Here is a 24,897-nt window from a genome sequence, read left to right as displayed (position 1 = left end):
TCTCCTCATCAACAGTCTGACACTGTTGCGGCGCAGCGATTATGCCTGCGTATTGCTGTTGTTACCGCATCATTGTGTCGGAAGATTGTGAGGAAATTGGGGAGAGAAAGGGGTTTGAGACTATTCTGGCGCAGAAAACGCCCGGCCTCAGCCGGGCGCTAAAACCGTTACAGCAGCGCCGCGTCAATCGCCGCTAACTCGCTGTCGCTGAACTGACGGCGAGCGAGCATCGCCACCGCGTCATCGATCTGGGCCGTTTTGCTGGCTCCGATCAGTACTGAAGTCACACGCTCATCGCGCAGCACCCACGCCAGCGCCATCTGCGCCAGCTTCTGTTCGCGCTGCTGCGCAATAGCATTAAGCTTGCGGACTTTCTCCATCTTCTCATCCGTCAGCTGGTTCTCATTCAGGAACTTGCTGCCGCTGGCCGCGCGCGAATCTTCCGGAATGCCCTGCAGATAGCGATCGGTGAGCACGCCGCCTGCCAGCGGAGAGAAGGCGATACAGCCGACGCCCGCATCGCCCAACGTCTGAATCAATCCCTGCTCAGGTGTGCGTTCAAACATCGAATAGCGCGGCTGGTGAATCAGACAAGGGGTGCCGAGATCGCGCAGGATAGCTATCGCTTCGGCGGCGAGATCGGCCGGATAGTTAGAAAGGGCAGCGTAAAGCGCTTTGCCCTGGCGCACCACATGATCCAGCGCGCGCATCGTCTCTTCCAGCGGGGTTTCCGGATCGGGACGGTGATGATAGAAAATATCCACATACTCCAGCCCCATTCGCTTCAGGCTCTGATCCAGACTGGCGACCAGATATTTACGCGAACCCCAATCCCCATAAGGCCCCTGCCACATGGTATAGCCCGCTTTTGTGGAGATGATCAGCTCATCACGATGGGCACGAAAATCTTCCCGCATAATACGCCCGAAGTTCTCTTCGGCTGAGCCAGGGGGTGGACCGTAATTGTTGGCTAAGTCGAAGTGCGTAATGCCAAGGTCAAACGCATGACGCAGCAGCTCACGGCTGTTATCGACCCGGGTACTGTCACCAAAGTTATGCCACAGTCCCAGCGAAATGGCGGGCAGTTTGATTCCGCTGCGGCCGCTGCGGCGATATTCCATCTGTTGATAGCGATCGGGATGAGGGAAAAGGGACATTCAGCGCTCCTGGGTAAAAACGGGGATATGTGCCAAAAGTCTATCAGTGTATACGGTTACACTCAGTGACAGCGCGCTGCAATTCGCATTTTTACAGAATATTCCGCCAGCGTAACGTCGCCTTTCCAGCCATTGCGGCTGGCTAAAATAGCGGCACGCCTCGCTAATTTCATCCTCTGTCAGATACTTAACCCGACTCTTCCCTGAAAGGAATGCGCAATGTCCACGTTTACTGTTGGAGATTACCTGCTGACCCGTCTGCAGGAGATTGGTGTAAAGCATCTGTTTGGCGTGCCGGGCGACTATAACCTGCAATTTCTTGACCGCGTCATCGCCCATCCGGCCATCAGCTGGGTAGGCTGCGCTAATGAGCTTAACGCAGCCTATGCGGCAGACGGTTATGCACGCTGCAACGGCGCGGGAGCGCTATTGACCACCTTTGGTGTGGGCGAGCTCAGCGCGATTAATGGCATTGCGGGCAGTTATGCCGAGTATCTGCCGGTGATCCATATCGTTGGCGCGCCTGCGACGCAGGCCCAGTTGCAGGGGGATTGTGTTCATCATTCGCTGGGCGATGGCGATTTCCAGCATTTTATTCGCATGGCCACAGAAGTCAGTGCGGCAACGGCACAGCTTAACGCCGACAACGCCACGGCTGAGATTGATCGCGTGATCGTCAGTGCGCTGCAGGCCCGCCGTCCCGGCTATTTGTCGCTGGCCGTCGACGTGGCAGCCATGGAGGTGCAGCCACCCGCGCAGCCCCTGAACAGTCATCAATCCTCTTCGCCCGCTGCGCGTCGCGCTTTCAGCGATGCTGCGGAACGTTTGCTGGCACCGGCGCAGCGGGTTTCACTCCTGGCCGATTTTCTTGCGCTGCGCTGGCAGCAGCAGTCCGCACTGGCCGCGCTGCGTGAACAGTGTGCGATTCCCTGTGCCAGCCTGCTGATGGGCAAGGGGGTTCTGGATGAACAGCAGCCGGGTTACGTCGGTACCTATGCCGGTGAGGCCAGCGCAGGTCAGGTGTGCGAACAGATCGAGCAGGTGGATGTGGCGATCTGCGTCGGGGTGCGATTTACCGACACCATTACTGCAGGCTTCACGCAGCAGTTTAACCCTGAGCGGCTGATTGATCTGCAGCCCCTCAGCGCCAGCGTGGGCGGTGAACGTTTTGCGCCACTGTCGATGGCGGATGCGCTGAGCGAACTGCTGCCGCTGTTTGAACGCTATGGCCAGCAGTGGCAACCCGGTGCCACGCCGCCCGCCGCGCAGCCTGCAGAACCGGCGGCGGTGATCAGCCAGCAGGCGTTCTGGCAGGCGATGCAGGCATTCCTGCAACCCGGCGACCTTATTCTGGCCGAGCAGGGGACAGCCGCCTTTGGGGCCGCCGCGTTAAGATTGCCCTCGCAGGCGCAGCTGGTGGTTCAGCCATTATGGGGATCAATCGGCTATACTCTTCCGGCAGCATTTGGCGCGCAGACTGCCGATCCTGATCGCCGGGTTATCCTGATCATCGGGGACGGTTCGGCGCAGCTGACAATTCAGGAACTGGGTTCGATGCTGCGTGACCAGCAGCGACTGATACTCTTTTTGCTGAATAATGAAGGCTATACCGTCGAACGGGCGATTCATGGCGCAACACAACGTTACAATGATATTGCCCAGTGGAACTGGACGGCCTTACCGCACGCCCTTAGCCTGCAGGGCCAGGCGCAGAGCTGGCGTATCAGTGAAACGGTGCAGTTAGAGGAAGTGATGGCGCGACTCTCAGAGCCGAAGTGGCTCTCTCTGGTTGAAGTCGTCATGCAGAAAGAGGATTTGCCGCCACTGCTACGAAAAGTCACCGCCTGCCTGAATCAACGCAACGGCTGCTAAGATTCAGATAGTTGCCGCTGTGCAGGGTGGACTATCGCGGTTAGGCTGTAGCACACCTGAGTAAGACGCTCACCAATCGCACCGGTGAGCGTTGTTGTTTTATGGGCAGAATTTTATAGTGTCCTCCAACTCTTAAGACCCCAAGCGGAGCAACAGAAGAATGACAACCTATGCCTTGGTCGGCGATGTCGGCGGTACTAACGCACGCCTCGCCCTGTGTGAGGTGGAAAGCGGCAGCATCACCCAGGCCAAAACATTCTCAACATCAGAATACGACAGCCTCGAAGCCGTCATCCGCCACTATCTTGATGAACAACAGCAGGACGTTAAAGATGGCTGTATTGCCATTGCCTGCCCGATTACCGATGACTGGGTTGAAATGACCAACCATGACTGGGCGTTTTCCACGCGCAAGCTCAAAGAGAACATCGGTTTTGAACACCTGGAAATCATTAACGACTTCACTGCGGTATCTATGGCGATCCCGATGCTGACCGCCGAAAACGTGATTCAGTTTGGCGGTACAGAGCCAGTCAAAGATAAACCTATCGCGATTTATGGTGCCGGCACCGGATTAGGCGTCAGCCATCTGGTGCATGTGGACAAGCGCTGGGTCAGCCTGCCAGGTGAGGGCGGTCATGTCGACTTCGCTGCCAACAGCGAAGAAGAAGATCAGATCCTGGAAGTGCTGCGCGAAGAGCTGGGCCATGTTTCAGCGGAACGTGTGCTGTCAGGTGCCGGTCTGGTTAACCTCTATCGTGCGATTGTTAAAGTGGATAATCGCGTGCCGGAAAACCTGAAGCCGAAAGATGTCAGCCAGCGTGCGCTGGATGACAGCTGCACCGACTGCCGTCGCGCGCTGTCAATGTTCTGCGTCATCATGGGCCGTTTCGGCGGCAACCTGGCGCTGAATCTTGGCACCTTTGGTGGTGTCTATATTGCCGGTGGCATCGTGCCACGCTTCCTGGAGTTCTTTAAGTCGTCGGGTTTCCGTGCGGCGTTTGAAGATAAAGGCCGCTTCCGCGACTATGTTGCCAGCATCCCGGTTTATATGATTACGCACGACCAGCCTGGCCTGCTGGGCGCGGGCGCGCATCTGCGCCAGACGCTGGGTCGCGAAATCTGATTCTGCTTTACCTCGCGCGCACTGCCATTCTGCGCGCGAGCGATTTTCCCGATCGGCCTGCTTCAGCGGGGCAGGATCGGGAAAACCCCCGGATTTTTTGCTGCTGCTCTCCTGCTTCGCCACCCCCCTTTCTGAACAGGCCTTTAACCCTCCTGCGCTACAGGCGCATCAGCTGTCGAAACTGCTTCACCTTACTGCGGCTGACCGGCACCTGAAACTCCAGATCGCGCAGCTTCAGCAGATAGGTGTTGTTAAACCACGGCTCGATTTCACGAATCTTGCTGAGGCTGACGCAGAAAGAGCGGTGGCAGCGGAAAAATTGCTGTTCCGGCAGGCGTGAACAGAACTCGGTAATATTCATCGACATCACGTAGGATTCGCGCCGGGTATAAACAAAGGTCAGCTTCTCATGCGCCTCAACGTAGTAAATATCATTCACGTCAGTGACGATAATGCGCTCATCTTTGATCAGGTTGACTGTCTGCGGCGCGGGCGTGGCGCTGAGATGGCTGACCGCCTGCTGCGCCTGCGCTGTGGCTTCGAGCTTGTTCAGCATGGTAACAATCCGCGACTCCTGATAGGGCTTGAGAATGTAGTCAAACGCCTCCAGCTCAAACGCTTCCACCGCATGCTCTTTCCACGCGGTAATAAAGACAATCAGTGGCTTATGGGCAAACTGATGGATATTCTGTGCCAGCAGCATGCCATCCAGTGAGGGGATGTTGATATCGAGAAAAATCACATCAACCCGATGCTGTTGCAGATACTTCAGCACGTCCAGACCATCGTCAAAACAGGCTTCAATCTCGATTTTGCTGTGATGCTGAATCATCCAGCTCAGCTCCTGCTGCGCCAGGAATTCATCTTCCACAATAATGGCTTTCATAACAGATTCTCCGCCAGGCGCTGGCCATTCTTACTCAGCGTAAAGGAAATCTCGGTGCCCGGCTGATGCCGCACGATATTCAATCCCTGACCCGACAAAAGTTTTACCCGATGATGCACATTGAGCAGGCCGATTTTATTACCGGGCATTTCGTTGCGCGCCACCCGTGCTATCACTTCGTCACTGATGCCCTGGCCGGTGTCCCGCACCGAGATCCGCACCTGATCGCCCAGATCCCGGACGCTCAGCGTCACCACGCCTTTGCCTTTACAGGGCTGGATGCCATGGACAATGGCATTCTCCACCAGAGGCTGGATCAGCAGACTCGGCAGCAGAAAATGGAGATCCTCATCGACGTCATAGATCATCGTCAGCTTATCGCCAAACCGGGCCTGCTCGATGGCGATGTAATCTTTCACCTGCCACAGCTCTTTACGGATGTCGATTAGCTCATCGTCGTTCAGTTCCAGGTTGTAGCGCAGATAGCGTGACAGATTTATCACCAGCTGACGGGCGGTATCGGGATTGAGCCGGATAGAAGAGGAGATAGCATTCAGGGCGTTGAACAGGAAATGAGGATTTATTTTACTTTGCAGCGCACGCAGTTCCGCTTTATTAGCCATCTCGCGTAACTGCTCGGCACGCGATACTTCAAGCTGGGTTGAGATGATTTGTGACAGGCCGATCGCCATCTCCTTCAGCGAGCCGGTAATACGGTGTGCGCGGCGATAGTAGATTTTCAGCGTGCCGGTGACTTTGCCTTTCTCCCACAGCGGGATCACGATCATGGAGTGAATATCTTTGGTGCGATGCGCTTCATCGTTGTTCTTAATGATAATTTTACCGCTGGCGATCGACTGCGCCGTGGTGGGGCTGATGCCATCATCCCCATGTTTATAGTTGTGTTCGCCATAGCCGACGTAGGCCAGAATCTGTTTTTTATCGGTCATCGCCACCGCATCGGCTTTGATCTCCCGTCGGATAATGTCACAGATGTTGCGCAGCGAGTCGCTGTTCACCTGACGGAACAGCGGCAGGGTTTTATTGGCGATCTCCAGCGCCAGCTTGGCCTGGCGGGCGGCAATCGCCTCTTTTTCCCCCTCGACGCTCTGCACCAGCAGTACAATGATGCCGATACTGGAGGCACCGAGGATCATCGGCAGGGCAATTTCCGACACAATCGCCAGCCCGAGTGAGGTGGGGCGCGCCCACACAACAATCAACAACATCGTCAGGGCTTCACAGAGCATGCCGCCGACGATACCGGCACGCCAGCGGTGCTCTTTCAGTACCCGGCGATTAATACCGCCCGCGACGATACCGGCAATGATGCTGGTAATCAGGCAGGGCACGGAGGTCACGCCGTGAATATCGATCAGAAAACGGTGCAGACCGGCGATAACCCCGGTGGCGATCCCGACCCAGGGGCCAAACAGAATGCCACCCGCCATCACGGCGATGACCCGCACATTCAGCAGTGAACCATCGACATCGACACCCGACCAGGTACTCAACAGCGCAAACAGGGAAAAGATGGCAGTAACGGCTACTTTCTCCGCACGGGTGTGTTCATCTTTTTGCAGCAGCTGACGAAACGGGCGGGTGCGTGTCAGGAAGAACAGGCAGATCAGCATCAGGGCGGCGCGGTCAAATACTGCCAGTAACATCGTGAAGTGGGAGGACACAGGCGACTCGTCGGCAATGGAAAGTGCCTCTATGATAAAAAATGTGATCGCGAACCGCTAGCGTCCCGATCAATCACGGCGGGAGTTAGTGTTTCAGATCAATTTTTACGGCATATCTGCAAAAAGAGGAAAGGTTGAGTGCATTAAAGGGGAACAGTTTTTTCGCCCTGCAGAGGCTGGTCGCTAAGGTGCCGTTTTGCTATGTTGCGCGATGAGGCGCGCCAGTGACCGCTGGAAAACCGCGCCCATCGGGAGCATCAGATGCAACTTGTCACCGCCAGATTAACCCTGAGTAAATTACAGCCAGAAGACTGGCAACTGTTTCGTGCCGTCCATGAAGATCGCAACACCATGACCTGGGTGAGCGAAGTCCCCGATGAAGCGGATATCCGCCAGCGCTTCACCGAGCGTCTGGCCCCCTGGCAGGCGAGCAGTTTTCATATGCTCTGCCTGGTTGCGCGACGTCGTGACAACGGTGAGCCGATTGGCCTGTTTGGCTGCAGCCCCGAATGGGAGCCATACCGTCAGGCGGAGGTGGGCTATATGCTGCTGCATCGCCACTGCGGTCAGGGATATGGCAGCGAAGCCCTGGCGGCGCTGTGTCAGTTTTTGCTTGAAGCCGATTTCCACAAACTCAAAGCGATGGTGATTGAAGGGAACTGGGCGTCACGCCGTATTCTGGAGAAAAACGGCTTTCAGCTGGAGGGCACGCTACGGGATAATTATCTGCTGAACGGCTGCTGGGTGAACGATTGGCTGCTGGGGCGGCTGAATCCGCAAAAATAAAAATATTTTCCGCCACCCTCGACAAAATGATCCTCGCCACGTTATGTTCGTAACGGGTCACCACAGTGACCCGCGTCGCTCGGACGGTCCGGGCGCTTACGTAATCCAGAGGACATCATGGCTGATAACAGCACACCCCGTCGTTTCTCGCGTATCGAACGTTTACCCCCTTACGTTTTCAACATCACCGCTGAACTGAAGATGGCTGCGCGTCGGCGCGGCGAAGATATCATCGACTTTTCAATGGGCAACCCGGATGGTCCGACTCCGCCACACATCGTCGAAAAGTTATGCCAGGTGGCGCAGCGTGACGATACCCACGGTTATTCCACTTCTCGCGGTATTCCGCGCCTGCGCCGGGCGATCTCGCGCTGGTACGCCGATCGCTATCAGGTTGAGATCGATCCTGAATCAGAGGCGATTGTCACCATCGGTTCCAAAGAGGGGCTGGCGCACCTGATGCTGGCGACGCTGGATCACGGTGATACCGTGCTGGTGCCCAATCCCAGCTATCCGATCCATATCTACGGTGCGGTGATTGCCGGGGCGCAGGTACGCTCGGTGCCGCTGGTGGCGGGTGTCGACTTCTTCAATGAGCTGGAACGCGCCATCCGCGAGAGCTATCCCAAGCCAAAAATGATGATCCTCGGCTTCCCGTCCAACCCCACCGCACAGTGTGTGGAGCTCGACTTTTTCGAACGGGTGATTGCGCTGGCGAAGCAGTACAACGTGCTGGTGATCCACGATCTGGCCTATGCCGACATCGTCTACGATGGCTGGAAAGCGCCATCGATTATGCAGGTGCCGGGCGCGCGTGATGTCGCCGTCGAATTCTTTACACTGTCAAAAAGCTACAACATGGCGGGCTGGCGTATCGGTTTCATGGTGGGCAACAAAGAGCTGGTCGCCGCGCTGGCGCGAATCAAAAGTTATCATGACTACGGCACCTTTACGCCACTGCAGGTGGCGGCGATTGCGGCGCTGGAAGGGGATCAACAGTGCGTACGCGACATCGCAGAGCAGTACAAACGCCGCCGTGATGTGCTGGTCAAAGGCTTGCATGAAGCGGGCTGGATGGTGGATAACCCGAAAGCCTCAATGTACGTCTGGGCAAAAATACCGGACCATTACGCACATCTGGGGTCGCTGGAGTTTGCCAAGAGACTGCTGCAGGAGGCGAAAGTCTGTGTCTCGCCCGGTATCGGGTTTGGCGACTATGGCGACACGCACGTGCGTTTTGCGCTGATAGAGAACAGCGATCGTATTCGTCAGGCGGTACGGGGAATTAAAGCGATGTTTCGTGCCGATGGCATATTGCCAGGCAGCATAAAAATGGAAGAAGAACGCTGACAGCCAGCAGGGGCGACTCAGGGGTCGCCCCGTAGCGGCACTGTCACGCCATTACTTCAGCAGCAGAACAAAGGTTCCGAACCAAAGTAACGCGAAAAAAGATATTCCCATCAAGGCATATTTCACAAAGCAACTCCTCTGAGCGGTTACGATGATGGCGATCCCAAACCAGTGCAACGCGAACAGATGTGGAAAAGAGATCGCCATTTACAGTCATGGTCTGCTCTCTTCCGGGTTGATCTGAATAACTCAGAACAGGATCGAGCGCTAATTTACGCGTAATCCTCCCCAAATGAAATAGGTCCGTTCTGAGATATTGCTCACAATTTTACGGCACTTCGATTTCAGGGATCGCCGACATGCCTACACGTAACTGAGCCAGATGCTGTTGGTCGCCATCCAGCACAATTTTCACCGGCAGACGTTGAACGACTTTAGTGTAGTTGCCGGTGGCGTTATCGGGAGAGATCGCAGAAAAAGTTGCGCCGGTGGCCGGTGCGATGCTGTCCACATGACCAGTAAAGGTCTTGCCCGGCAGGGCGTCCACCCGGATCCGCACCCGCTGGCCGGGACGCACATCGCTTAACTGCGTCTCAAGATAGTTAGCGGTTATGTAGGTTTGCTGCAGTGGCACCACCGCCAGCAGACGGGTGCCGGCTGATACGTACGCGCCGGTCCGCACCGAGCGCTGACCCACCATGCCGTCAACGGGCGCAGTAATGCGGGTGTAGGAGAGATTCAACCTGGCCTGATCGACGCTGGCCTTCGCCGCTGCAACGTCTGCTTCTGCTGAACGCACCGCCGCCTGTAACACTCCCACCTGTTTTACTGCTGATGCCAGCGCGGCCTGACTCTGATGCACGGCTGCCAGTGCCGAGCGCTGGTTTGAGCTGGCTTTCTGCTGATCGTCGGCTGCCACGGTACCGCTTTTATAGAGGCGGTTATAACGATCGGCGCTCTGACCGGCATACTGCGCAGAGGCTTCGCTGGCCGCGACGCTGGCTTTCTGCTGATCAATCACCGACTGCTGCTGCTCCAGCTGTGCCTGGCTGCTCAGCAGTTTCGCCTGGCTCACCTGCAGGTCAGCCTCCGCACTCTCAAGCGCCACACGATAGTCACGATCGTCCAGCGTCGCCAGCAGCTGACCCGCTTTGACCTGCTGATTATCCTGCACCTGCACGTGGCTGATGTAGCCCGAGACTTTCGGTGCCACCAGGGTGTAGTCCGCATTGACGTAAGCGTCGTTGGTGCGGTGATCATTGCCGGTCATCAGTGACCAGACCACAAAAGCGATGGCCAGTAACACCAGCAGCAACAGACTCAGCAGCAGGGTTCTTTTCATTTCGAAAGCACGCATATTCAGTTATTCCGGGAAGGGTTTTGAATCAAAGTTTGAGGCGGCCACACCCGTTTTGGCAGGATGGCGGTAAGCAATAACAGGCAGGCGGCAAAGCCGGTCAGCATCAGCCAGCTGTCGCTCAGACCAAGGATCGTGGCCTGATGCCTGACCAGGGAAGCGAATCCGCTGAGATTATCGGCGGCGCTGATGCTGCCATCCGGCAACAGCGGCAAGCTGCTGCTGGCCTGACTGGCCGTCGGCGCTGTCATCAGCCAGCTGCGACTGGCCGCCTGATTAATCAGCACACTGGAGTGAAACTGCTCACGATGCGAAAGGAAAACCTCAACCAGCGTAGAGGCAGCGATGCTGGAAAAGCCGCGCACCGTATTAAACATTGCCGAGGCAAACGGGCCTTCTGGCGGGGCCACAACGCTGGTGGCGCTCATCAGTATCGGCAAAATGATCATCGGTTGTCCGAACGCCTGCAGGATCTGCAGCAGCCAGAAATTCTGTCTTGCCCAGTCACTGGTGATCTGTGTGCCCAGCAGACAGGAGGACACCAGCAAGCCGACGCCCGCCGTCAGCATCCAGCGGCAGTCGATCCAGCGGATATTCAGCAGGGCTGCAATCAGCGGTGCGATCAGCAGTTGCGGCAGACCCACCGCCAGCGCCAGCGGGGCAAACTCAAGGGTGCGAAAGCCGCTGACCTGAGCAAAATAGGCCGAAGGCAGCGCGGAGCCAGAAAGCCCAAGGATGAGCACGCAGGCCAGGCCCAGCAAGCCATGCGCCAGATTTGGCCGTCGGAGCATCTGCAATTTAAACAGCGGCAGCGGGTAAAACCACTCATTAATCAGGAAAACCAGCAGCAGCGGCAGCGCGGTGAGCAACATACCGGTAATCAGTGGCGAGTTCAGCCAGTCGAGGCGCTCACCCTGGGTCAGCACCAGAATCAGCAGCGCAACACCACTGCAGCCGGTCACCATGCCGAACAGATCGATCTGCTGAAAGCGTTCCGGTCGCAGCGGATCCTGGGGCAATCCCCATCCTGTCAGCAGCATAGCGATCAGCATCAACGGCACGACCTGCCAGAACACCATCATCCAGCTGACGTGATCGGTCCACAACGAGGCCAGCGAGGCCGCCATATTGGGACCAAACGTTGCGGTCAGGGCATAGCCCGCCAGGCCAAAAAGTTTAAAGGGCGGCGGCAGAAAGCGCAGGGCGACCGTCATCAGCATTGGCGGTAAGGCGCCGCCAAACAGGCCCTGCAATACGCGCAGGCTGATAAATAGCGTCGGATCCCGCACCAGCGGCAGCAGAATGCCAGTCAGCATAAATCCCGCCGACACGCCTAACGTAAAACGCCGCAGCGACAGGGTGACGGCAAACCAGGGCGCAATCATCATGGCGGCCACTTCTGCCGCCTGATAGCCAGAGATAATCCAGCTACCCTGATCGTAACTGATGCCGATCGCGGCACGGATATCGGCCAGCGCGATATCACTGACGCGATCGTTCAGCCCGGAGGTTAGGGCGGCGATGAGCACGCCGACTAATCCCAGTGCCAGTTGCAGTGTAAAAGGATGAGGGGCCGGCGCGGCGGCAGGCTTAGCGTTCATTGCAGGCGATCTCGTTATTATGATGCAGTGTACTGCGATGTGATACAGGTCGTAATATTACATCCCGGTATACTGTATTGCAATGTGGTACAGGCTGTAAAAAGTGCGGCATTCGCGCTACAGTAAGGCAGCTCAAACAGGACGACGCTATGGCACATCAACCCTCCAGCCGCGAGGATGAAAAAACGGGCGGTATACAGGTCATCGCCCGTGCGGCAAAAATTCTTAATGCGCTTGGCGAACAGCCCGGCGGCATGAGCCTCGGTGAGATCGCTCAGGCGGTCGAACTGCCGCGCTCAACGGTGCAGCGTATTGTTGCCGCGCTCGACAGTGCAGAGCTGGTGCGCAGCAGCGGGGCGGGCGGACTGCGTCTGGGGCCAGCGCTGTTAAAACTAATCTCCAGCGTACATACCGATGTGGTTGATCTGGTCAGTCCGCTGCTGGAAAAACTCTCTTCCGACACCAATGAAACCGTCTCGCTGGCGCGCGCCAGCGGCAGTCAGCTGGCGATTATTCACCACGTGGTGGCGTCGCGTGAGCTTCGGGTGGTTCCGCATATGGGACTCAATCTGCCGCTCTACAGCACCTCCGGTGGACGGGCGTTGCTGGCGCTGGAGTGTGAAAAAGATGTACGGACGATCGTTGGCGACGCCTGGCAGGAGTTAACCGATATGACGGTGAAAACGCTGCCTCAGTTGCTGCAACTTATCAGGGAAGTGCGCGAAACCGGTATCGCCGTGGATCGCGGTGAAACGCTGGAAGGTATCTCTACCATGGCGTTTGCGCTGGATACGCTGTTTGGTCGCTTTTCTGTCTCTTTGCTGGTGCCTTCTGCACGTTTTCTGCGACACGAAGCCCGTTTTCGTGACGAGATGCTGAAGTGTAAAGAGGCACTGGTGCGTGAAATCGGCAAAGTCGCCGCGATAGAAGGATAAGCATTCGATGAAAACCCTGCTGATGGCCATTGATCACTCTCCGGTAGCGGAAAAAGTGGTCGCCTTAACCATTGAAGAAGCGCTGGCGCATCGCGCCGAGGTGGTCGTGCTGTGCTGCGTCGATCCCGCTTACTCCTCCTGTAATCAGCCAATGGAAATTGATGCGGGTGAAGATCCGGCCGATTTTGTGGCTGCGCAGGATGAGCAGAATACGGCAGAAATGGTGGTGCGCCATGCACTGGCTCCGTTACTGCGTGCGGGCATTAATGCGCGGGGCATGATTCTGGCGGGTGACGCGGCAGATACTATCGTTGCCCAGTCGCAACAGCTCAAGGCCAGCATGATTATCATGGGACGTCGCCATCTCTCCTCTTTGAATCGGCTGTTAAAAGGCTCGGTCAGCGCATCGGTTATTGAGCGCGCTCACTGTCCTGTGCTGATCGATGTGCGTAAGGATTAATCCCGCCGCATGAATGCTCTGCTTTTTATTACGCTGGCCGCGTTTGCGCTGCTGGCGCTGATTGTTATTGTGCTGATCAAAACCACCCGGCTGCGTTTGTGGCAGGGGCTGATCATCTTTCTGCTGCCCCTGATACTGGCGAATCTGCTCTGGTTCAGCTGGGTTGCGCCGCATCAGTTGCAGGCCAGTCAGCGTGAGCAGGCGGTAAATCAACTGGCAAAGATGCCCGGTTATCGGGTGCTGCAGACTCAGGAACCGGCGTTATGGCTGTTGCTGACCCAGGAGCTGACCCGGCGCATCCGTGCGGGGGAGCCGGCTGAGAAGGCGACGGGCGAGCTACGTGGCTGGCTGATTGAGGTGATTAATCAGCGGCTGATGCGCGGAACTGACGCGGCGGTGGTCAACTATATCAGCGTCTCGGTTGAAGAGATGCGGGCGCTGAACCAAATCGATCCGGGCCTCTGCTTCCGTTATCTCTATCCGCAGGTGAGTGGCGGCATCAATCTGCTGACCACGCTGCCGCCGTCGCTGAATCGCAAAGAGGCGGATGCCATGGAGCAGCTGCTGCTGAACAGTCCATTGCCCGATCAGCCACTGGATAAGGCGCTGGCGCAGGATGATCTGCAAAAAATTGTCGCCCGGCTCTATCAGCAGTGGGGGGATAAGCTGCAGCAGCTGAATATGCCTGCCGACACGGCGGTTGATCGCTCATCGCTGTGTGCCATGTCGATTGATCTCTACAGCGCGATTCTGGCATTACCTGACAAGCGCGCCGCTAACCTGTTACGTAGAATGATTGCACTGACTGGCCAGTAAGCGGCAGCGGAGCAGCGGAATAGCGGAATAGCGGGCGAAAAAAAGCCCGCTAAGCGCGGGCAGGGAAGAGAGGAACAGATTTTTATTTTTGGCATTTCCTGGTGTGGTGCAGTCTTCGTTTTGTCTGAATGCATCTTGTCACGCCGTGCATGATAGTGATAGCCGTTTAATCGTATTACATTAATCGGTAAAAGCTTCTCAAGTTTTGAACTTTCGCGCATTAATCCTATGGATGCGCGGCATGCTGCGTCATAAACTGCGCGGCAACGTGAGGATAACTTAATGAAAAAACTAATAACCGGCGCACTGGCGCTGATTTTGCTGAGTGGATGTACTGCCAGCAAACCCGGGGCATTTGAACGTGTAGATGAAGATCCAGGCTCAAATACCGTGCAGTACCGTTTTGACCCGGTAAAGGTCAATCGTGATGCAATGAATATTGATCTGGCGAATTACTGCAGTAATAAAGGCTTTGATAAAGTCGAGGCGTTACCTGTGCAGGAGAGTCATATTCCGGGACTGCAGAAAGCGTGGTTCCAGTGTAATTATGCTGTAAAAAGCTAAATAAAACGGGCGGGATAATTATCCCGCCCTTAAAGTTTAATGCTTTTATTTTATGCTGTGTGACATCTTTGCCCGTTAGCGGCGATGGTGACCGCCATGATACCCACCGTGATAACCTCCATAGTAGCCTCCATGATATCCGCCGCCACCCCCGCGGTGCCAGCCATTGTCGTGTCTGGGGCTGATGATACAACCACTTAATAAGGTCATCAGCGCAACCACCGAAGCGACTTTAATTAATCTCTTCATCGGAAGCTTCTCCTCTTTTCCAATGACTATGACACTACGCTGGAAAAGTGGAGTGAAGATGCAGGCTTTGTAGAGTTATTTAAGAAGGTATGACGGAATATTTCAGAGTGCTGCGTTTTGCAGCGGAGAATAATAAAGAAATAAGAATGAACTGAATAGTAAATACTATCAAAGAGAATAGTCTCAAAATCAAGCAAAAATAATTCTCATTTGAAAGTTTTTACAACTACATTATTAGCATGTCAGTTCAATGGGAGAGAAACATGGCGCATGACGTTAAAAATATTCTGGCTTTACAGGCTGAACTGGGCGAATGCCCGCTCTGGTCAGTGGAAGAACAGGTGCTGTACTGTGTCGATATTCTGGCACCCGCCATTCACCGTTTTGATCCGGTCAGCGGTGAACTGCAAACCTTCCCGCAGGCGGAAGAGGTGGGATGCATCGGTCTGCGTGAGCAGGGCGGTCTGATAGCTGCATTACGTGGCGGTGTCTGGCTGCTGGATGCGCAGGGCAAGCCAGAGAAAAAGATCGCAGAAAATCCCGGTGAGGCTGCGCAAAGCCGATTTAATGATGGTCGCGTTGATCCCTGGGGAAATTTCTGGTGCGGCAGCCTGTGGGAACCGCAGGACAAAAATGGCGGGCTGCTGTGCCGCGTGACGCCTGACCTGAAGCTGGAAGTCAAAGCGCGTGACATTAAAATTTCCAACGGGCTGGCCTTCTCTCCCGACCGGCGCTGGATGTATCACAGTGACACGCCGAATGAAGCGCTCTATCGCTATCCATTAAACGCGCAGGGCGAACCGGGCGAACGCACCCTGTTCCGCCGTTTCGACGCGAAAGGTGGATTGCCGGATGGTGCCGCAGTGGATAGCGAAGGATTTTACTGGTCCGCACAGTTTGATGGCGGTCGCGTAGTACGCATCGATCCCCAGAGCAGCGAAATCGTCGATGAGATCCTGCTGCCGGTGAAGTGGCCAACCATGGTGGCCTTTGGTGGCGCCGATCTTAAAACGCTGTTTATTACCAGTTCACGGGAAGATCGCACCGAAGAGGAGCTGGCACGCTATCCGCAGTCAGGCGATATCTTTGCGGTGGACGTCTCGGTGGCGGGCATGGCAGAGCCGCGATTCCGCGGCTAAACGTGAACGGGCCGCTCTGGCGCGGCCCGTCGTGATGGTTAATGACGTTGCAATACAGGTGTTGCTGTAACAGAACTCTGTGGTAAGCGGATGGTGAGTGACAGGAACAGGGAGATGACCAGCAGCGTCATAATCAGGCTGAAGGTGACGGTGAACCCGCCAAACAGCGAGGCGACCAGTGAGCCCAGCACGCTTCCGATACCAAATCCGAGATAGAGCAAACCATAGTTTTTTGTCAGGTTGTTAAGGCCGAAAAAGTCACTGACCAGCGACGGGAATACCGTGATGGTACCGCCAAAGCTGAAGGCTACACAGGCGAGTGACAGGAAGAAGGTGATCTCATTCATTCGGGTAAACAGCAGCACGCTCATCCCGATCAGCGACACGATTTGCGCCAGTGAAATAACCCGGATGCGCATCATTTTGTCAGACAGTATGCCCAGCACCAGACGGCCACTCAGGTTGGCAATCGCAATCACCGTTACCGCACTGGCAGCAGTCTGCGTAGTCAGATGCACCAGCCCTTCGCCGATATCTTTGGCAACGCCTATCACATAGAGACCGCTCATGCAGGCTGTCAGGAACATCAGCGCCAGCATCCAGTACTGAGGCAGACGCACCGACTGTGCCAGCGTGTAATCCCGCGCATGTTGCTGACCATTCGTGCTGCTCCCGGTATCCTGAAGGGGGGCATCACGCATCAGCAGTGCACCGAGGATAATCATCGACATCGCGAGCACGCCCCAGATCATAAAGGTCTGCTCCAGACCCACCGTTGCCAGCAACGCCCCGCAGATAAATTTGAATCCCAGACTACCAAGACCGTAAGCGCCAATCGCACAGGCAGAGATCATCCCTTTGCGCTCCGGAAACCACTTCACGCAGTTTGAGAGCGTCATCAGGTAACCTGCGCCATCCGCCAGACCCACCAGCAGCCCGGCGCTGAAATAGAGCATCATCAGGTTATTAGCATGCGCAGTAAGCCAGAAACCCAGCGCCATCAGCACACCCGCCCCGATAGTGACGCGGCGTACGCCAAAACGTTCCTGTAATTTACCGGCCAGCGAGGAGGCAATAGCCAGCCCCAGACTCAGCAGACCAAACGAAAAAGCGACCTGACTGACCGTCGCATCCAGCTTCTGTGAAAGCTGGCCGTTGAACAAACTCCACGTGTAGACTGACCCCAGCGCGAACTGAGTGATTACCGTTCCGAACAATGTAAGCCAGCGAGCACGCTGGTAAGAAGCCTGTTGAGTCTGGTTCATAATTTTTCTCTCCCATCCGGGAATCTGGAAACTGCGGTCAGAATAAAGCAGTGATTCGCGCGCGTGAGCAGTAAAGGCATGAACGGAACGGATCGGGGAATGAAATGCCATTCAGGCGGTATGAATGGCATCGGGAGAGGTTAGCGACGTCGCGTCAAAAGTAAGCAAAACGGCAGCTTAATGATTAAGCGTAATTAGCCGTAAGATAATGTTTCAATCAGATGATTCTGTGAGCAGGTTTTCAGATTATTTGCCAGGCTAACAGTTCACTTATCAGGAGGAAATATGAAAGACCGGACATATGAATCCAGCACCAGTGAGGATGAAGTTTGCTGCATCATCGGTCAGGCGGTGATTGAACTCAGTACAGAACAACAGCCTGTGACCAAATCGACGCTGGCATTAAAACTGCTGTCGATGGCCGATCGTGATAGTGACGATGAGCGTGTTCTTCTTTACTGGATTGCGCGTAAAGCGATCAATAAACCACAGAAACTCCTTCAGCAGCAGTGGGCATAACGCCCATCCGGACGCGGGCTTCAGCCCGCCTCCGCGTCAGATGATTATCCGGCGACGACTTGCCGGCCAACGGGCAAACATCACGATATTGCCCAGTAAAATCATGACAAGGCCAGGGATGGCGCTGGCATGCCACTCATATCCTTCATAACGGGTAGAGAGCGCCAGCGCCACCGGCGGAAACAGCACCGTTGTATAGGCAGCCCGACTGGCTCCGATACGTCCCACCAGCGTAAAATAGGCTCCGAATCCCATCACCGATCCCACGATAGCCAGATAGATCAATGCCCCAAACCACTGTGTATTCCATGTCGGCTGCAGCGAAACACCCTGCAGCAGCGAGACCAGTGCCATGATCAGCGCACCGTATAACATGCCGTAACTGTTGGTTGTCAGCACGTCACGTTGCAGACGCTGATGCCGCTGACTGATCATATTGCCGAATGAAAATCCCAAGGTGCCCAGCGCACTTAACCCAATGCCCCACATCAAGCCGGCCGAGGCCTGAGTGCTACGCAGATCGTGCCAGAACAACGCAACAATACCCGCCATGCCGAGCACTATCGCCGGAATCAGACGTGCGGAAGGGCGCTGACGGAAAAATATCCAGCTGTTAATGGCGTTATACATCACAGCCATAGAGAAAATGACCGACTCCAGTCCGCTGCTGATATAGCCAGAGGCGTAATAAAAGCAGACAAAGTTAAAGCCAAAAACGCAACAGCCCTGCAGCACACAGAAGAGGTGATCCTGCAGCGTCAGCCTGTGCAGACGCTTTATCAGCTTAAGCAGCAATAACATGACCAGCGAGGCCAGCAAAAAACGCCAGAAGACAGCGACAGTTACGGCGCTGATGCCTGCAGACTGTTGCGCATAAATCGCAATCCAGGTCGTGCCCCAGATCAGCACGACTGAGAGATACAAAAACAGGTTCATTACCAGATTCTCCACCGCAAAACGCCGAGTCTGCACCCGCAACGCTCCCTGGTCTTGCAGCGGATTGCGCAGGGTTTGCAAAATCTTGCGCATTTTTACTCTCTGTCCCGATGTGCTCTGTTTTCTGTCCCACGCAATCCGTAAACTGGCACTCTGTTTATCTGAACTGATACCCCGATGAGTCGCTTCCAGACCTTTGACATGCTGCAACGACACAAAGCACAACTGCGCGATCAGGTGCAGCTTCACAGCGGCATTCAGCTGGCAGCCTGGTTTAATAGTGGCGATCGCGTGACAAACCTCAGCGACCATCACACGCTGAGCCTTTACGTGGCGGGCGGCTACGATACCTGGCATAAAACCCCGAATGGCTGGCGTAACGGTGGCGCACCGGACCGCTTCTGTCTGATGCCGGCAGGCACGGAATCGACCTGGGATCTGCGTGCCGATCTCGCCTTTGTTCATCTCTATTGCAGCGAGAACCAGCTACGGCAACTGGCCGAACGGGTCTGGGACCGCAGTCCGGCGCAGTTAAACCTGCATGAGAAAATCTTTTCTGTTGATGACCGCATTACCCAGCTCTATCGACACTTTCTGCTGAGCAGCGACTGGCAACAGCCCGCCAGCCAGCTGACGCTGAGCAGCGCATCAACACTCTTGCTGACCCATCTGCTGCAGCACTACAGCGAAGTAAAGTGGCAACTGCCCCAGGTGCGGGGTGGACTGGCTCCCGCGGTATTACGGCGGGTTCTGGAATTTATTGAAACCCATCTCGATCAGCCTTTAACCCTGTCTGTGCTGGCGCAGGAAGCGGCATTGAGTGAGTTTCACTTTGCCCGCATGTTCCGTCACACCACTGGCGAAGCGCCGCACCAGTTCGTGATGCGCCGTCGTATGGATCGTGCAAGGATATTGCTTGAGCGGCCCGAGCTGACGCTGACCGATATTGCCCTTCAGTGTGGTTACCACTCTTCAGCCCACTTCAGCCATCGTTTCCGGCAGGTTTATGGCATGACGCCCTCAGCGTGTCGTCGGGAAAGTCGATGAACTTCTTAGCGGCAACAGGCACATTAGCAGCGTATAACAGTGCCACAAATCATTAACATAACTTATCATGAAAACTAACCCGTTTGGTCTGGTTCTCGTTTTCACTTTCTGCCGCTATCCTGTAAAAAAAGCATGAACCGCACTTTTTAGCATTGGGTAATTTCTCTGCTCAATCCCGCAATGAACTATTAACTGAAACATTTTTTAGTCCCAGCTATCATGCGCCCCACAGCAGAAATCTTAAGAAAAATCCTATATATCAGATCAGTATCAGATTTTTGCTGGCAAGTTTATCCTGTTACATATGGTTACATATTATCATTTCCTTTGGTTGACCCACTATTTCTAAACTCGCGCCATGGGTGTTTATCTGAAAAATAAATTCAGGATTTACGCTCTTTCATCACGTCATATCGCCAGTAAATGGAATGTACTCGCTTCTGACCGCAGGTTCTGCTTTTCACTGAATGTTTAATAGCAGGAATGTTTTATGGCAGGGTAAGCCATTCTTAATATTTGACACTGGCTGTGGCGGTTTCTATCACTCCATAGAACAGGGACAGCCATGTCTAACTCTTCCTTTCAGTCCGAAATACCCAAGGCACGTATCAATTTAAAACTTGATTTGCATACGGGCGGGGCGAGCAAGAAAACCGAACTCCCCCTGAAATTACTGGTGGCGGGCGACTTCAGTAATGGTCAGGAGTCCGCGCCACTCTCTGAACGCAAAAAAGTTAATCTGAACAAAAATAACTTTGACTCAGTACTTTCCGAATATTCCCCAAAAGTAAATCTCACCGTTAAAAACACGCTTGCCGGTGACGGTAGCGAAGACAATATCAATCTGACATTCCAGAGCATGAAGGATTTCACCCCTGAGCAGGTTTCCCGGCAGATCCCTCAGCTGAAGGCGATGCTTTCCATGCGTAATCTGCTTCGCGATTTAAAAGCTAACCTGCTGGACAATCAGGCTTTCCGGAAAGAGCTTGAAAAAATTCTGCTCGACCCGGCATTAAGCGCAGAACTCAGATCTGAATTGTCTGCTCTGGCCCCTAAACAGCCATAACGGTCAGGATGTTTTAACGGATTAATAAGGAAGATGTTGATGTCTGTAAAAAATGAGAATGCCGCGGGTGGCGAGAGTGTGGTGCTGGAACGTCCGGCCGCTGGTGGGGTTTATGCGTCTCTGTTTAAAAAAATCAATCTGAAGCCGGTCTCCGAACTCAGTGCACTGGATATCTGGCAGGATGCGCAGGCGATACCGCGCCGGGCGCTTCAGAGCACGCTGCTCGACCGCAGTGAGCAGGTGGTCAGTACACCGCTTTCAGTACGCAACCTCTGTAAGCCCACGCTGCCGGTTTACCCGCCTGCGGAAGACCGTTTCCACTGGCGGGTATTGAGCCACCTCGGCTCCGGGTTTCTGAATATGATGAGTACTGCCGAAGTGCTGCGCGGGACGCTGGCACTCTATAACTGGCAGGGAGATGAACTGAATACCCGGCGTCTGGAGGCGATTCAGCAGGTGGAGCACCACCGCCTGCAACGTTTTGAGCAGGGCTACCTGCTGCGGGGGCTGGATATCGAAGTGACCCTCGACAGCAACGGCTTCACCGGCGAGGGCGATATTCACCTGTTCGGTGAAATGCTAAACCGGTTCTTTGCTCTGTATGCCGATATGAACCAGTTTAACCAGCTCACCCTCATTGTTCAGCCAGAAGGAAAATGCATCCGGTGGAAAGAGAATCACAGTCCGCGCCTGCCCGGCTGATAGCGCAACTGGGGGACCGGCTGCCATATATCAACTTTTACCGCTTCTGCCAGTTGCTGGAGCAGAACCAGCCGGACAAACCGGTTACGGGCAGTACCTGGCAGGTACGTCATGAACCGGTACGTTTACCGCTGGTAAATTTCCTCTGGTTGCACTGGCCGCGGGCATCACACTGATGCTCGCTGGCTGTGGGCTGACCCAGAAAGTGACGGACGGCACCGTTGCCGTGACCAAATCGATTTTTTACAAGCAGGTAAAAACCCTGCATCTGGATATCCGCGCCCGCGAGGCCGTTAACAGCAATGCAGGCGGGGTGGCGCTGTCGACGGTGGTGCGTATTTACCAGCTCAAAGACCGGAAAACATTCGACACGACGGACTATCCGTCATTGTTTAAGGCTGACAGTCAGGCCATCAAAGCAGACCTGGTGGCGGAGAAAGACATCCGCCTGCAGCCGGGTGGGGCAGTGACGGTTGATATGCCGATGGAAGAGAGTGCGCAGTATGTGGCGGTGGCCGGGATGTTTATGTCACCGGACCAGGAGAACAACACCTGGCGTGTGGTGCTGAGTCGTGACGATCTCGATCCGGATAAAGCACGCGTCATTGAGGCGGGGAACAACCGGCTGACACTTCAGGCGCTGAAAGATGAGTGAGTTATCCCGTCCTTCATTGTATGAAACACTCTACGGCAACTTCACCGGCGGCCTCGATCTCCATCAGGTCAGTGAACAAAATCAGGTGATTTTGTCCGTGCTCGATAATATGCAACGGATCCTTAACTGCCGTGCTGGCACGCTGGCGCATCTGCCGGACTATGGCCTGCCGGATATGACCAAAATCCTGCAGGGCATGCCGGGGACTGCCCATGAACTGATGGGTGCTCTGTCGGCTGTTCTGCTCAGATATGAGCCACGCCTGAGAAAAATAGCCGTTGTCCTGCTGGAACAGAACATCCCCGGTGAGTTGCGCTACGCCATTGATGCGGAACTTAACGGTGTTGGCCTCGTACGCTATGGCACAGAGTTTATGCCAGAAGGGCGGGTTCTCCTGCGACACCTGAAGCAACAGCAGTATCTCGACACAGCAACCCGGCTGTAAGGCCAGTTAATACCATGTCAGTAAAATCACAGTTCCTCGAAAAACTACAGGCCAGAGAGTCAGCCCCGATCTTATCTACCAGCAAGACTCAGGCCGATATTGCAGAGTTTCGCCTGCGAATGGTGCAGCTTCAGGAGCAGATGGATGCGTGGCTGGTGGGTACCGGATTGAATGTGGAAACATTTACCGTTGCTGTTACGGATCTGCTGGTGGAGGACAGGACTTTTGAGATTGCCGCTATCACCCTGCGTTACGACGATCGCTCTGTAAAATTTACACCGGTATTTTTGTACGGTCAGGGCGTGACAGGATGCGTGGAAGTGACTCTTCATGCAGAAGGCAGTGTGACGTCTGTGGGGCGCCTTTTCATGCGGGCAGGTCATTTCAGTGACTGGTCCTTTACTCCGCCGGGAGCATTATCCCGTCCCGGACAGAGTTTTGATGAAAGCACGTTTTTTGGTTTGATTCTGGCGCTTCTGCCATAACTGCTGGTATTGCAGTACCCGTTCCTCTGAATATGCCCGCATAAGCGTTAATCCTCCATATTTCCGTACGCGTCAAAATGGACAACTGGTCATGAATCACATCCCCCCACATAAAATCAAAACCGGTGGTGACCCGCGCACGCTACCGGATTATGCCGCCCTGCGTGATGAACTGAGTAAGCTGACACATCCGGCTCGCCCGGATGTGAACTGGCGTTATGCCGAAAAACGCTGTCTCTCACTGTTTGAACAAAATGGTGTGGAGCTACAGACGCTGTCCTGGTATACGCTTGCCCGTACGCAACTGGCTGGTTTATTGGGGCTCAATGAAGGGCTGGCGATACTCGAGGCACTGATAAGCCATCAGTGGGGCGCACTCTGGCCGCAGCCTGTCCATGCCCGCATGAAAATCCTCAGCAGTCTGAGTCAGCGTTTACAGCAACTGATTCGCTCGCTCCCGCTAAATCACAGCGACCTCAGCCAGCTGTATCGGGCGGAGCAACAGCTTACCGCTCTGGGTGAGGTGCTGCAGGGCCTGGAGCTTAAGCATCTGAGCCAACTCGATACGTTACGTACCTTGATGCACAACAGTGCTGCCAGGCTGGAAAACAGCGATGGCATAACCAGCACCAGGCCGGACATTCAGCCAGGTATCAGGTTGCCTGCCACCGCGATGAATAGTGCCGCAGCATCCACGAAGGACCTTGCTGGTAGTCCGCCTGAAGATACGTCAGCAAGCGTAGTGAAGTGGGTTTATGCGGCGCTGCCGGAACACCAGGCGAATGCAGAAGCATTGGCGGCAATGCCCGATCAGCTAAAAAAATGGAAATTCTTCGCTGCCGGGATGTGTACCATGCTGGTGGTAAGCACAGCCACACTATGGAGCTGGCAGTTTCTTAATCGGCCAGTCCCGTTGCAGACTCAGCTTGCAGCCTCACTGGCTCCATTGCCTGCACCTCTTACGTCTGAACAGCTGGATATGTCGCGTCAGCAAGCTCCGTTACCACAGGTTTTAATAACACAAACACAGCAGCAGCTTGCCCGGCTGGGTAAATTGCCTCCTGACTGGAATATTGAATACAGTCGACAGTTGCTGGAACAGGTCCGGATACTTTGGCCGGAGCAGGCTAAGCCACTAATCCAGCAGTGGCAGCAACAGCTTAATGCTGCCGCATTGCCAACAGAACAGCTGAATGGCTGGTCTCAGGGAATGGCGACACTACAAAAACTGAGTGACAGGCTGAACGCACTGGATGGGCAGAAAGGAAAATACCTGACGGTCAGTGAGCTGAAATCAGTCGTTTTTTCCGCTATGCAATCCTTTAATCAATCCATACCGGCTGAAGAGCAGCTAAGGGTATTGTCACAAAATCCGGCAGACGAACCTTTGCCTTCGGCTGCCAGAGCTCAGCTGGAGATGCATCTGAAGCAACTGATAGCCCGTTATGCAGAAATAAAACAGGATGCATTAAAATAAAAAAGATATTTAAAGCACAGGTATCCAGCTAATAACCCAAACCTGGCAGGTCATAATCACAACTCATTTACTGGTGTTCATTGATTTGTCCAAAGAACATAGCCAGGGCCGGCGAATGATTATTGATTCTGAGAAGAAAAAGGGCAAAGGGGGATAGCCGTCAGTAATGGCTTGTTATTGATTATTAAGAGTTTTAATTGACTGGGCGGGTTTAAGTACAGGGCAGGCCTGGTGTCCCCTGCAGGAATCGAACCTGCAACTAGCCCTTAGGAGGGGCTCGTTATATCCATTTAACTAAGAGGACAGCGGCGCGCAGT

At 54.8% G+C, this 24,897-nt stretch carries 24 protein-coding genes, 1 tRNA gene and 2 pseudogenes; 18 read left to right on the top strand and 9 right to left on the bottom strand.

Annotated features, from left to right (window positions below; all coding sequences use genetic code 11):
- Positions 1-167: 167 nt before the first annotated feature.
- The gene (gene mgrA / locus PAG01S_RS11570; protein WP_062758762.1) at positions 168-1,157 is read right to left on the bottom strand and encodes an L-glyceraldehyde 3-phosphate reductase; all 990 of its coding nucleotides are present in this window, start codon (positions 1,155-1,157) and stop codon (positions 168-170) included.
- Positions 1,158-1,376: 219 nt separating this feature from the next.
- Here mgrA and ipdC point away from each other — a divergent pair, with 219 nt between their 5' ends.
- Both ipdC and glk read left to right on the top strand, forming a co-directional pair.
- Positions 1,377-3,029, top strand: coding sequence for an indolepyruvate decarboxylase (ipdC, locus tag PAG01S_RS11565; RefSeq protein WP_062758759.1), 1,653 nt, complete (start codon positions 1,377-1,379; stop codon positions 3,027-3,029).
- A 160-nt stretch (positions 3,030-3,189) separates the two neighbouring features.
- Positions 3,190-4,155 carry a glucokinase gene (gene glk / locus PAG01S_RS11560; RefSeq protein WP_010257856.1) on the top strand — a complete coding sequence of 322 codons (966 nt, stop codon included), beginning with the start codon at positions 3,190-3,192 and terminating at the stop codon, positions 4,153-4,155.
- Positions 4,156-4,312: 157 nt separating this feature from the next.
- Here the strand turns inward: glk and PAG01S_RS11555 are convergent, their stop codons facing one another.
- Both PAG01S_RS11555 and PAG01S_RS11550 read right to left on the bottom strand, forming a co-directional pair.
- The gene (locus tag PAG01S_RS11555) at positions 4,313-5,041 is read right to left on the bottom strand and encodes a LytR/AlgR family response regulator transcription factor (protein ID WP_033769736.1); all 729 of its coding nucleotides are present in this window, start codon (positions 5,039-5,041) and stop codon (positions 4,313-4,315) included.
- Positions 5,038-6,708 carry a sensor histidine kinase gene (locus PAG01S_RS11550; protein ID WP_062758756.1) on the bottom strand — a complete coding sequence of 557 codons (1,671 nt, stop codon included), beginning with the start codon at positions 6,706-6,708 and terminating at the stop codon, positions 5,038-5,040. The genes PAG01S_RS11555 and PAG01S_RS11550 overlap by 4 nt, the downstream gene beginning before the upstream one ends.
- Positions 6,709-6,987: 279 nt before the next feature.
- Here PAG01S_RS11550 and PAG01S_RS11545 point away from each other — a divergent pair, with 279 nt between their 5' ends.
- Together PAG01S_RS11545 and alaC are read left to right on the top strand one after the other, a co-directional pair.
- Positions 6,988-7,512, top strand: coding sequence for a GNAT family N-acetyltransferase (locus PAG01S_RS11545; protein ID WP_010257862.1), 525 nt, complete (start codon positions 6,988-6,990; stop codon positions 7,510-7,512).
- A 117-nt stretch (positions 7,513-7,629) separates the two neighbouring features.
- Positions 7,630-8,862: an alanine transaminase gene (alaC, locus tag PAG01S_RS11540; RefSeq protein ID WP_052272202.1), complete on the top strand. Its 1,233-nt coding sequence runs from the start codon at positions 7,630-7,632 to the stop codon at positions 8,860-8,862.
- 51 nt (positions 8,863-8,913) lie between these two features.
- Here the strand turns inward: alaC and ypdK are convergent, their stop codons facing one another.
- From ypdK to PAG01S_RS11530, 3 genes are all read right to left on the bottom strand, one after another.
- Positions 8,914-8,988, bottom strand: a complete 75-nt coding sequence (ypdK, locus tag PAG01S_RS22235) for a membrane protein YpdK (protein ID WP_099257831.1) — start codon at positions 8,986-8,988, stop codon at positions 8,914-8,916.
- A 202-nt stretch (positions 8,989-9,190) separates the two neighbouring features.
- Entirely contained in the window at positions 9,191-10,219 is a 1,029-nt protein-coding gene (locus PAG01S_RS11535; RefSeq protein WP_062758754.1) for an HlyD family secretion protein, read from the bottom strand.
- A 2-nt stretch (positions 10,220-10,221) separates the two neighbouring features.
- On the bottom strand, positions 10,222-11,820 hold the full coding sequence (locus PAG01S_RS11530; protein WP_062758752.1) for an MFS transporter: 1,599 nt from the start codon (positions 11,818-11,820) through the stop codon (positions 10,222-10,224).
- A 149-nt stretch (positions 11,821-11,969) separates the two neighbouring features.
- Between PAG01S_RS11530 and PAG01S_RS11525 the strand changes: the two genes are divergently transcribed.
- The 5 genes from PAG01S_RS11525 (at position 11,970) to PAG01S_RS11505 (ending at position 15,983) form a co-directional block, all read left to right on the top strand.
- Positions 11,970-12,755 (top strand): IclR family transcriptional regulator, encoded by a 786-nt coding sequence (locus PAG01S_RS11525; protein ID WP_010257875.1) that lies wholly within the window; start codon positions 11,970-11,972, stop codon positions 12,753-12,755.
- A gap of 7 nt (positions 12,756-12,762) precedes the next feature.
- Complete coding sequence (locus PAG01S_RS11520) at positions 12,763-13,215, top strand: universal stress protein (protein ID WP_010257878.1); 453 nt, start codon at positions 12,763-12,765, stop codon at positions 13,213-13,215.
- Positions 13,216-13,224: 9 nt separating this feature from the next.
- Complete coding sequence (locus PAG01S_RS11515; protein WP_010257881.1) at positions 13,225-14,031, top strand: hypothetical protein; 807 nt, start codon at positions 13,225-13,227, stop codon at positions 14,029-14,031.
- A 282-nt stretch (positions 14,032-14,313) separates the two neighbouring features.
- The gene (locus PAG01S_RS11510; protein WP_010671379.1) at positions 14,314-14,595 is read left to right on the top strand and encodes a putative periplasmic lipoprotein; all 282 of its coding nucleotides are present in this window, start codon (positions 14,314-14,316) and stop codon (positions 14,593-14,595) included.
- A gap of 512 nt (positions 14,596-15,107) precedes the next feature.
- Positions 15,108-15,983, top strand: a complete 876-nt coding sequence (locus tag PAG01S_RS11505; RefSeq protein ID WP_022624175.1) for an SMP-30/gluconolactonase/LRE family protein — start codon at positions 15,108-15,110, stop codon at positions 15,981-15,983.
- 38 nt (positions 15,984-16,021) lie between these two features.
- Here the strand turns inward: PAG01S_RS11505 and PAG01S_RS11500 are convergent, their stop codons facing one another.
- Positions 16,022-17,248: an L-lactate MFS transporter gene (locus tag PAG01S_RS11500; RefSeq protein ID WP_022624176.1), complete on the bottom strand. Its 1,227-nt coding sequence runs from the start codon at positions 17,246-17,248 to the stop codon at positions 16,022-16,024.
- 285 nt (positions 17,249-17,533) lie between these two features.
- On the opposite strand from PAG01S_RS11500, the gene PAG01S_RS11495 reads away from it, so the two are divergent.
- Positions 17,534-17,767: a hypothetical protein gene (locus PAG01S_RS11495; RefSeq protein ID WP_010257893.1), complete on the top strand. Its 234-nt coding sequence runs from the start codon at positions 17,534-17,536 to the stop codon at positions 17,765-17,767.
- A gap of 36 nt (positions 17,768-17,803) precedes the next feature.
- Here the strand turns inward: PAG01S_RS11495 and PAG01S_RS11490 are convergent, their stop codons facing one another.
- Entirely contained in the window at positions 17,804-18,703 is a 900-nt protein-coding gene (locus PAG01S_RS11490) for a DMT family transporter (RefSeq protein WP_062758865.1), read from the bottom strand.
- A 177-nt stretch (positions 18,704-18,880) separates the two neighbouring features.
- Here PAG01S_RS11490 and PAG01S_RS11485 point away from each other — a divergent pair, with 177 nt between their 5' ends.
- The 8 genes and pseudogenes from PAG01S_RS11485 to PAG01S_RS11450 all read left to right on the top strand — a co-directional run bounded on the left by PAG01S_RS11485 (position 18,881) and on the right by PAG01S_RS11450 (position 24,580).
- Entirely contained in the window at positions 18,881-19,750 is an 870-nt protein-coding gene (locus tag PAG01S_RS11485) for a helix-turn-helix domain-containing protein (RefSeq protein ID WP_062758749.1), read from the top strand.
- Between the two features lie 565 nt (positions 19,751-20,315).
- On the top strand, positions 20,316-20,816 hold the full coding sequence (tssB, locus tag PAG01S_RS11480) for a type VI secretion system contractile sheath small subunit (protein ID WP_010671384.1): 501 nt from the start codon (positions 20,316-20,318) through the stop codon (positions 20,814-20,816).
- Positions 20,817-21,008: 192 nt separating this feature from the next.
- A pseudogene (locus tag PAG01S_RS11475) lies at positions 21,009-21,518 on the top strand (type VI secretion system baseplate subunit TssF); the annotation flags it as partial.
- A pseudogene (locus tag PAG01S_RS11470) lies at positions 21,473-21,643 on the top strand (type VI secretion system baseplate subunit TssG); the annotation flags it as partial. The pseudogenes PAG01S_RS11475 and PAG01S_RS11470, both read left to right, overlap by 46 nt.
- A gap of 50 nt (positions 21,644-21,693) precedes the next feature.
- Positions 21,694-22,173 (top strand): type VI secretion system lipoprotein TssJ, encoded by a 480-nt coding sequence (tssJ, locus tag PAG01S_RS11465; protein WP_245006271.1) that lies wholly within the window; start codon positions 21,694-21,696, stop codon positions 22,171-22,173.
- Positions 22,166-22,618: a type VI secretion system baseplate subunit TssE gene (gene tssE, locus PAG01S_RS11460; protein ID WP_062758737.1), complete on the top strand. Its 453-nt coding sequence runs from the start codon at positions 22,166-22,168 to the stop codon at positions 22,616-22,618. Before tssJ ends, tssE begins: the two co-directional genes overlap by 8 nt.
- 14 nt (positions 22,619-22,632) lie before the next feature.
- A complete protein-coding gene (locus tag PAG01S_RS11455; protein ID WP_062758734.1) occupies positions 22,633-23,103 on the top strand; it encodes a hypothetical protein in 471 nt (156 codons plus the stop codon).
- A gap of 91 nt (positions 23,104-23,194) precedes the next feature.
- Entirely contained in the window at positions 23,195-24,580 is a 1,386-nt protein-coding gene (locus tag PAG01S_RS11450; protein WP_062758731.1) for a VasL domain-containing protein, read from the top strand.
- Between the two features lie 229 nt (positions 24,581-24,809).
- Here PAG01S_RS11450 and PAG01S_RS11445 read toward each other — a convergent pair.
- Positions 24,810-24,884: transfer RNA gene (locus tag PAG01S_RS11445), tRNA-Arg, on the bottom strand.
- Positions 24,885-24,897: the final 13 nt, after the last annotated feature.

This window comes from Pantoea agglomerans NBRC 102470, from assembly GCF_001598475.1.
Lineage (GTDB): Bacteria > Pseudomonadota > Gammaproteobacteria > Enterobacterales > Enterobacteriaceae > Pantoea > Pantoea agglomerans.
Note: the sequence above shows the minus strand (reverse complement) of the source record. Positions and strands in the feature narration are given on the sequence as shown.